General features: G+C 44.1%; 8 protein-coding genes. All 8 read right to left on the bottom strand.

Going from position 1 to position 8,286, the window contains the following annotated elements; genetic code table 11:
* Positions 1-383: 383 nt before the first annotated feature.
* A complete protein-coding gene (locus Q0986_RS12440) occupies positions 384-1,517 on the bottom strand; it encodes a tryptophan 7-halogenase (RefSeq protein ID WP_299410629.1) in 1,134 nt (377 codons plus the stop codon).
* The gene (locus Q0986_RS12435; protein ID WP_299410627.1) at positions 1,514-3,589 is read right to left on the bottom strand and encodes a LodA/GoxA family CTQ-dependent oxidase; all 2,076 of its coding nucleotides are present in this window, start codon (positions 3,587-3,589) and stop codon (positions 1,514-1,516) included. The genes Q0986_RS12440 and Q0986_RS12435 overlap by 4 nt, the downstream gene beginning before the upstream one ends.
* A gap of 28 nt (positions 3,590-3,617) precedes the next feature.
* Positions 3,618-4,583, bottom strand: coding sequence for a ferritin-like domain-containing protein (locus Q0986_RS12430; RefSeq protein ID WP_299410624.1), 966 nt, complete (start codon positions 4,581-4,583; stop codon positions 3,618-3,620).
* Positions 4,584-5,214: 631 nt separating this feature from the next.
* A complete protein-coding gene (locus Q0986_RS12425; protein WP_299410631.1) occupies positions 5,215-5,472 on the bottom strand; it encodes a plasmid pRiA4b ORF-3 family protein in 258 nt (85 codons plus the stop codon).
* Between the two features lie 122 nt (positions 5,473-5,594).
* Positions 5,595-7,037 (bottom strand): hypothetical protein, encoded by a 1,443-nt coding sequence (locus tag Q0986_RS12420; RefSeq protein WP_299410622.1) that lies wholly within the window; start codon positions 7,035-7,037, stop codon positions 5,595-5,597.
* Entirely contained in the window at positions 7,009-7,440 is a 432-nt protein-coding gene (locus tag Q0986_RS12415; protein WP_299410620.1) for a hypothetical protein, read from the bottom strand. The genes Q0986_RS12420 and Q0986_RS12415 overlap by 29 nt, the downstream gene beginning before the upstream one ends.
* 13 nt (positions 7,441-7,453) lie before the next feature.
* The gene (locus Q0986_RS12410; protein ID WP_299410618.1) at positions 7,454-7,723 is read right to left on the bottom strand and encodes a hypothetical protein; all 270 of its coding nucleotides are present in this window, start codon (positions 7,721-7,723) and stop codon (positions 7,454-7,456) included.
* A 20-nt stretch (positions 7,724-7,743) separates the two neighbouring features.
* The gene (locus Q0986_RS12405) at positions 7,744-8,163 is read right to left on the bottom strand and encodes a hypothetical protein (RefSeq protein ID WP_299410613.1); all 420 of its coding nucleotides are present in this window, start codon (positions 8,161-8,163) and stop codon (positions 7,744-7,746) included.
* Positions 8,164-8,286: the final 123 nt, after the last annotated feature.

The following is an 8,286-nucleotide window of genomic DNA, read 5'->3' as shown; positions in this document are numbered from 1 at the left end:
GGATTGAGAAACGATTGGAAAGAAATCCTCAATTACCTAAATGGGACATCCTCATCAAGCCAATTTAGTCCGTGAGTTCTTTCCCAGAAATCGCCTTACTCGTTGCTATAGTGACTTTTACTCAGACTTGAGATCGCACTTTCAATTGCTATTCCTCGACTAGATCAAAGCATTTTGTGATGCACTGCTGGACTTTACGGAAACCGTAGATCTCAATTTCTTTGATGTTCGTGGACTACCCTATTCGCACTATGATACCAAGCTGGTAACAGTCACACCACGATCTAAGGTAGAAGTTCTAGGAGCATTTAGTTTAATTGCAAGGGAACCTTGCGCTCTATTCATCATAATGCTTAGTTGAAAGGTCTAAAATCAATAATTCTTTAAGAGGCAAGGGAAGTAAATTTTTCTCTTTTTCTCCAAAAATTTGACTCAGCCCAACGACGCTCTAGTCCGTAAACATACATCCTATTTTTACGATAATTAGCAAACTGCTGTTTCACCAGTTCTGAAAAGCGAGAGGAGTATCTATCATTATCCATAAACCAAGCAGCCACTTTATCAGCTGCTAATAGTCCATGGCTAAGGCCTTTGTATATGCCTTGTGCGGCAATTGGGTCATAACTCGCAGCAGCATCTCCAATCGCTATCCAATCATCACCTTCCACAATTGGGAGCAAACCCGACTGAATAGAAAAAATGCGGTAGTTATAATTCCCAAGGGTGAGTTGAGAAGCACTCCGGCTGACAAAAGACGTGGCCGCTAAAGCTTCCTCGAAGCCTTGGTAGCCGTTTGCCCGTAAAGCTGAAAGGGATTCCTTTTCTGTGACGATCATGCTCACTACTCTGTTTTCTGGCAAAAGAGAGTGATAGCACCACCCCTCGTGGAAGGCTTCCAACTGTACCCGCTTCGACCCTTGACCTTTTAACACCTTGGCAAAACGAAGGGTAGCACAAAGCTGATCATCAATGACCTTGTTTATGTTCAATGCGCGTGCAAATCGAGCTTCGAATCCAGTGGCATCAATCACGAAACCAGCTTCTATTGTGTGAGGAATTTTATTAGGTTTATAAGTAACAAGATGAACAATTCGACCATGATTACTTTCCATGGGCTTCTCTGTGGCACAGAATCGGGTGGACCAAGAAAACTGAACCTTAGCCTCCTCAGCCTGCTCAACCAGCATCTTGTCGAACAGCTTCCTGTTCAATCGCCAGGACGGTCCCATAGGGTTCACAATAAAGTCGTTAAATCCCACGTGGTCACTTCCCCATAAGGATGCATAACCGGGACAAGTTTCATGACCCGCTTGGTTAAAGGCTTTGGCTATTCCTAATTGCTTTAGAAGCACAATAATATCCGGCGGGCAGTTTTCGCCTACTCGCTCTTGATCTGGTGCCTGCGCTTCTACCACTAAGACAGAGGCATCAACTTTTGCACGAATGGAGATAGCTGCAGCTAGGCCAGCCGGGCCACCACCAAGGATGACGACATCGTATTTCGGCTTTAATTTCAATGATACGGACACCCTTTTTTGGGTTTAGGTGGATTAGCATTAAATGGCCATGATGGAACTGGATCGGTAGTATCACCGGGGTTAGTGAGCTGACTTTGTACCTCTAGGTAAAGACTGGGGGAATACTTTTGCTCATCATTGTCCACGTTAGTTCCCTGCACAATGATTCCTATCTTATGCCAGTCTTTAACTGACTGAAGAGGATCCTGGAAGGTAGCCGCAGATGCTGGGTTCACTGCATACGTTCCAGGACCACGGATGGACCACTTTTGCTTGGGCAATACATTGTTAACCACTTCCTCAGCCACATACACAGCATCTGGACGTTGCGATGGCCATGACCAGTAGAGGGTGGTTTCAGCACCGTTACTTTCATTCACCCCATCAGTATTAATTGCGGTTGCGTGTATAGAACAGGAGTTGTAATCTGTTTGCCAAGGTATAGCCATAAATTTCGAAACATCGCCTGGTTCCAAACCATTGGTCATGTTGTGCAATGGAATCCAGCCACTACTGAGGTAGGGGGTCTCTTTGTCGAGATTCTCGTAAGTCAGTGGATATTGCTTGATACGAAAAGGACCTGTCCCCGACGTTTTCCAATCCTGTATATATATATCCTTGTCCATTATTGTATAGCTGACTTCTATACCAGGAACATAACGTCCACCTAGACAGTTAGCCAGTGCAGACATATCTAAGAATTCACCAGGCCCTAACCTATTAGCTTTTCCTGTCTCAAATTTTTTCTTACTCCACTGTTCTAGAAAAAAATACTGGGTTTTGGTCACAGTCATAAATGAAGTTCCCGCGGCCCCTAGAGACAGAGGCATTAATGGCATACCAATGTTAGTCTCATCTTTATTAGGATTTCGAATAAAGTTGAGGGCTGCCATAATCGTCTGATCAGGATTATCATCCTCAGAAATCGACTCTACTGCGGTGTGGCCTCGCAAGGCTAGCGGAGGTAAATTTGCTGTCCAACGTTGTAAGTTACAAGCAATAAATACGGGTTGTATATCCTGAACAAAGTTGGGTTTATAGTCTGGGTTAAAGACGAAATCTTTTTCTCCTTCAACTTTGTTATATAGTTCTGGCTGTAAGTTCAGATCGCGCACAAACATATCATAAACATCGTCCCAAACTGACACCACATTGCGGATCTGAGGTGCATAAGCTGGGTCGCCACAAACCACCCAGGCACCGAAGGCCTCTTCGGTACTGCCATCGTTGAAGACGATGGTTACATTTACTGGGCCATCAGCTGCAGAGTCAAACCAGCCCACATTGTTTAGATCACCCGTCATTTGGATAGGCACACCGTATTCATCATATTGACCTACGGCGTTACCCATACTTGGCAAGACCAGCAATCGGCCTTTTTCATCCGTCAATATGTCACCTAGAGTTTCCAATGGACCGCTAGGTTCAAAAAGCTCATCATTGGTGTCTATGGGAAAGCGGATCGGGTAATCCGGCAAGGTTTCAATTTTCCCGTTCTTGCGAACCCATGAAGCAGTTGAGCAACGGTCGAAGCTAGCCTTCTCCTTATTCTTGGCGCTAATGGCACGGGGACCAGCATCTATCATTAGGCGGTTTAGTCGATTAGCCGAGTCAATGGAACCATGTACTTCTGGATTTCGCATTTGCGGAACCTGATTGTTAGCATAAGCCTCAATACCCTTGTTATTGACGACGTTATACGCAGCAGCCTTTTTGTTGGCTAGATGACTGGACCAGATCAGATCAGTCACTGTTCTTCCATCAGGTAGCTGAGTAGCAATGGTAACTTCGGTGCCGTTCCCAGAAGGATAGGTATCTAACTTGTCTACTTCATAGGCATAGAGCCGAAAGCGAGCAGCTTGTTTTTTTAAGTTGCCATCCTGGTCACGCAGATCTTGACTAGTGATGGTTTCACTTTCGGTTCCCTTCTTTATGGGAAGACCACCTGTTATATCTGTGCCGTCTTGCGGTAAACCAGCACTAGTGTCTGGTGAAAGAATATAGTCTTCACTGGTGCCGAATCGAGCAAAATTAATGGTCGGATGCACCCTGAATACGGTTCTCTTTTTCATGATCTGATTCTCCGTTAGAGATGAACATTCAGCTATATCTTGGAGTTACGCCATGATGCCAACAGTTACTAATTGCACCCCCAACACTAGCCATGATGGAAAAGAATTTTTCTGGGTTATCACCCTTGAAAAGTTGCTCAAGAAGGTTCCTCAGTTCACTAAACTGTTGGATTAAAATTACTTCTAATTGCTTGTCCGTATCGGTGTAATCACCATGAGCTTTCCCGATATAGACATCAGGTAACTGGTGTCCCATATTGTTCTTGATCTGGTTGAACTTCGCGAAGTGATCATCGTGAGGCTCTGTATCATCAGCTGTATTCTGGAACGCGGAAGGAATGGTGGGATCTTTCTTAGTTTGACCTTCGCCTTGATCGGTAATAAGGTCAATCAATAGCCCTATCTGATCAAAACCATTTTCACCAGATTCTGTTATCGTCATATTCGGCATATTTCGGTAGAACGCCGAGAAATAGTCCACCTGCCTAACACCGCCTTGAATGCTATCTCTTAAAAGGTAAGCTCCAAAACGCAATGCCTGATAAAACGCGCCGATGCTGCCGTATTCCTCAATTTTGCTTTGCAGTTGAATGTTCTTCTCCCCATCCAGATATTCTGGTATTTCTATTAAGCACATTGCATTGATGTGTTTTAGATCAAGTGCACCAATTTCAGCGGTATAGGGTTTGTAAGGCGCAATTGCTTTGGGATTATCAAGGCTAAAATCAAGGTGAGGAATAGTGGTCCCTTGGTAAACAGGAGCCTTCATTGTCGGAGATAGCCCGTATGCGTTGGCTATATTTGCAGCGCATTGTAGATGAAGCATCTCCTGATTGACCACTGTTCTTAGCATCTGGTATGCCTGAGAACTTCGATCTTTGACTGAATACATAGCTGACATATAGAAGGGAATTGTCCAAAACTCAAGATCTACTGCTGCTTGTAAATGATCTTTTAGATGTTTAATAGTCCAATCCTTATGTTTAACGTTCATGAGACTCAACTCTTATCCTTTTTTTGGTGATTAATAAGACTCGAAAAAGGAATTTTAACTTAAGAAATTTATAGATGTATTGATGCGGTTGGATTTAAGGGCATGCATTGAAACGTACTATATTCCTTGAGGACAAAATCCTTATGAAATAAATATTTGCATCCTCTAGTGCGAGTAAAATATTCCAAGATAATTTAATTCTGTCTTTAAATTTTTGCAGAAATTTTAGTGTCACTTTATATAGCACTACGCATTTTGACTAGAGAGGATTTCATGCTTATAGGTTTTCATCTGTGGAGTACTGATCAGTGAGTGTCTTAACACGCTTTAGTAGTGCTACATCAGATAGGCTATTAAGTATGGCTATCGAAATCCTCAAAGACTATAATTATTCATCTAATGATTTATGTCTTTTCTATTAAGTATATTGGTCAGCACTTAGACGAATTTTTTCCATCTATCAGACAGAAATAGAAATATCAGCAATACCAGCATTTAAATTTGAATTCTCAAAAAGATTGCTACTTTATTTTCAGCGAACTATCATCAAAATCCACTAGAAAACTCATATTCCACTGCAGGCAACCAAATACGATGTTTCATCCATTCCTAGTTATGGCTTGGTAATTCTCTAACCCGCTGCCTCCACCTCCAGCTCCCTCAAAGCTTGATTCACCTCCGCCAGGTCAAACGCCTTCGGATCAAACTCACTCCCAAGCCATTCCATCCGCTCCTCGTACTGTGGATGTCGGGGGTTCTTCAGAACCTTCAGCAGATGGGCATACCCCCAGTCCCCACCACAGTCTTCCGGTGGACAGGCCCGCTTCCCAGCCAGACAAACGGGGTAGGTTTTCCCTGGCGCACTCTCAAGCCTTTTTTCTACCTCGATTTCGTGTTGCTACATATCACCAAAGTCATACAGGTAGGTGTCTATATCCGATTGGTGATTTGAATTCCAGATTTCATCCTCAAAATCTGTATTAGAAAAAAACTTAGGCGAAAAACCATCTTTCATAAGCCCGCTTTGGCCATGGCTTTCCACAAGTTACTGCGACGGTGATGTTCAGATTTCCAGGTTGCCAACAACGTCCCATAATCGCGAGGAGCAATCTCCTTGAGGGCGAGCATCCACTGAGCATGTCGAGTATAGTCCGACTTGTGGACATCAAGAGGATCGGGGACAAACTGATGCAAATTTGCTCGCCAATAATCCATCACTTGGATCCATAAATCCTTCGAGGCAAATCGCTGCAAATAGCTTCGTCGGGAGGCATCATCTGGAGCTGATAATTCATGCTTGCGAATAACAACCTCATCAAAGGTTGGGGTTAACTGAGGCTGCTCAGCTTGTATTTTCTGCAGGTCATGGGTGAGTAACCGCAATCGCTCGAAATCCTCACCCAAAGTTCGGCGATCGCCTGAGAGACCACCTAACCATTTGGTCACTTTCTTTTGAAACCAGGGTGCTCCTTTTTTAGCCTCTACAATGCTATCGAGAAGCCAATGTATCCATCCTGACTCTGGGCTGGTGGATGTGGTCAGGCCATAACCACTATATCCATAGCTCAGGTAGGGAGTTGCCCGCTTTACAACATAATCCCGCCAAGACTGAAACAAGGCCCTATGCGTTTTCTTGGCGACAGAAATATTGGCAAATGTTTCAAACATTTTTGACCAGTCGAAACAATAGTCAAACGCCAGGTTTTGAATTTCTAGGACGTTCACCTGTTTAGCTTTTCCCAAGCCTTCAGCGATTTTTTGCCAGTAGTCCAGCAGGGTTTTCTCATGATAAAAAGATTGCTGATCGTAAGCGTAACCTGATACTAAGGTTACCAGCAGAGAAGTCTCAGGCGTCCAATCCTGAAGTCTGTCGTTTTTCGTCTGAAGAGACTTTAGCGTTACCTGAACCATTTCCATGGCTTTGGTATAGCTGCCTGTTTTCAAAAGATTTTCAATAATGGGCAGACCATTGCTCCATTGCTGAGGAATAGTCTCTCTCAAATTGTTCAGGTACTCTTCAGGGGAGGACTCGTTGAGCTTTTCCATGTAATATAAATGCCAAGGGGAGTGGGTCTTCCCCAAGGCCAGATTCCACAAACGGGTGCCCTTATTAGCTGTCAAACCCTCCACAATACAAGCTTGATCAGCTTGAGGCAGCTCCCATAAGAACCCAATCAGCTCATCATCATCCAGAGCCATGTAAGAAAACCCTGTTTCTATTTCTCTCACTTGCTGAGCGAATGCAAAGGCATCTTGTGCTTGTGCCTTCATCGTTAGCCATTCCCAGGCCAGTAGACAATGGGTCACGTGTGTGCCCAAACCAATACCATCAACAATTTCTATCCATTCTGGAATGCCTGCTCTAATGTCTGTCTCTGCTTCTATCAGCTCAGTAGCAAAACCTTGTTGAGGATCAAGCCCATGCTCAAAAGCTGAGGGTAAGTGCGATCTCATTATTCTTAGCCACTGCATCCAAGTCTTCTGCGAATGTGTAGTTATCAAAATAAGGTGGCTCCCAACTTGCCTCCTGTTCGATATATTGCCCGTTTTCTTCTGCGGCAACGGCAACCAGGTCAACCCATTCTTGCCATAACCTAGACCAAGTTTGCGATAGTTTTGCGAAAGAAATAGGGGGCGTTTGTTCGGAACCTGTTGGATCTGGCTCAACTGATGGGGACGGTTCGAGTAGCTGCCTAATGATGGCTTGAGTATCAGGAGAAAGTTGAGCAATCGCCTTTTCCCTTTGCTCCAAGGAAACGGCTACCCACAGCGCATCTAGCAAGGATTGAAGCTCGGCTTGGGTTAATGCCACGAGCAACTTTTCACTCACGTTTTTAATCGTGCCATTTACACTCATCGGCTCCTTCCTTTCATTCCGAAAATTCAACAGACAGGTCTTGATACCCCGAAATGTTCCACGCTGCTGATCTAAATTCTCGATAAATTTTGTCCACAACCTTGTATTGAGGAGCTGTTTTCATGGTGAACATCACGGTTAAAACATGCTGTTTATCGTTTTTTGAGGTTGCAATTTTCACACTCTTTTTAGAATTGCTAAGAGTGAGTGCTGCACCTTCCAAGCTTTGAAAATATTGGTCAGAAGGTGAATAGGACATGAAAATAGTGACTTTAACTTTCATGACAACAGACTGAAAATTAACTATTGAAGATACATGGCTGAGCTTTCAAAAGCCTCTTCTGGTGTGCCTTTGAAAGTACCGTTATTGAACACACAAGGCTCATACTTGTTGTTACTGTAGGTATAAAATGCCATAGCCCACTTTTCCGTATCACCGCTGTAGCGCAAGCGGCACAGATGGGTTGGCACTGTCCTCAAAAATTCAATTCGCTCTTCCCGCGTGCAGCCATAGAATTCCTCGTTAAAATTCTCCGCTGGTACCTCGGGTTCTAGGTAGGCATCGATATAGCAAAACTTGCCTCGAAAGTGCACGTCAATCCGATTGTATTTGCCAGCATAGTGCTCTGCCGCATAGGTCAGTATGCGCTGTTTGATCGGCTCTTTCACTCGGACCGGAATTTTCATGCCGCCTGAATGCGGATCGTATACCCAGGATGCCATTACCGAAACGCCTGCTCGTGATATTTACTCCCTTCCCGCCATAAGATTATGGAACAAGTGAAAATATAAAATTCAGGTTGTTTTGAACTTGTTCAGCCGATAGAAACTGGTTAGCAGCAAAGA

The organism is Acaryochloris sp. IP29b_bin.148, assembly GCF_028285565.1.
In the GTDB taxonomy this organism is placed as follows: Bacteria; Cyanobacteriota; Cyanobacteriia; order Thermosynechococcales; family Thermosynechococcaceae; genus Acaryochloris.
The sequence above is the reverse complement of the archived record's forward strand: the minus strand, read 5'-3'. Positions and strand labels throughout refer to the sequence as shown.

Excerpts from the sequence above, each read along its gene's own strand:
- Q0986_RS12415 (WP_299410620.1), bottom strand. The coding sequence starts at position 7,440 with ATGAGTGTAAATGGCACGATTAAAAACGTGAGTGAAAAGTTGCTCGTG.
- Q0986_RS12420 (WP_299410622.1), bottom strand. The coding sequence starts at position 7,037 with ATGAGATCGCACTTACCCTCAGCTTTTGAGCATGGGCTTGATCCTCAA.
- Q0986_RS12405 (WP_299410613.1), bottom strand. The coding sequence starts at position 8,163 with ATGGCATCCTGGGTATACGATCCGCATTCAGGCGGCATGAAAATTCCG.
- Q0986_RS12435 (WP_299410627.1), bottom strand. The coding sequence starts at position 3,589 with ATGAAAAAGAGAACCGTATTCAGGGTGCATCCGACCATTAATTTTGCT.
- Q0986_RS12430 (WP_299410624.1), bottom strand. The coding sequence starts at position 4,583 with ATGAACGTTAAACATAAGGATTGGACTATTAAACATCTAAAAGATCAT.
- Q0986_RS12410 (WP_299410618.1), bottom strand. The coding sequence starts at position 7,723 with ATGAAAGTTAAAGTCACTATTTTCATGTCCTATTCACCTTCTGACCAA.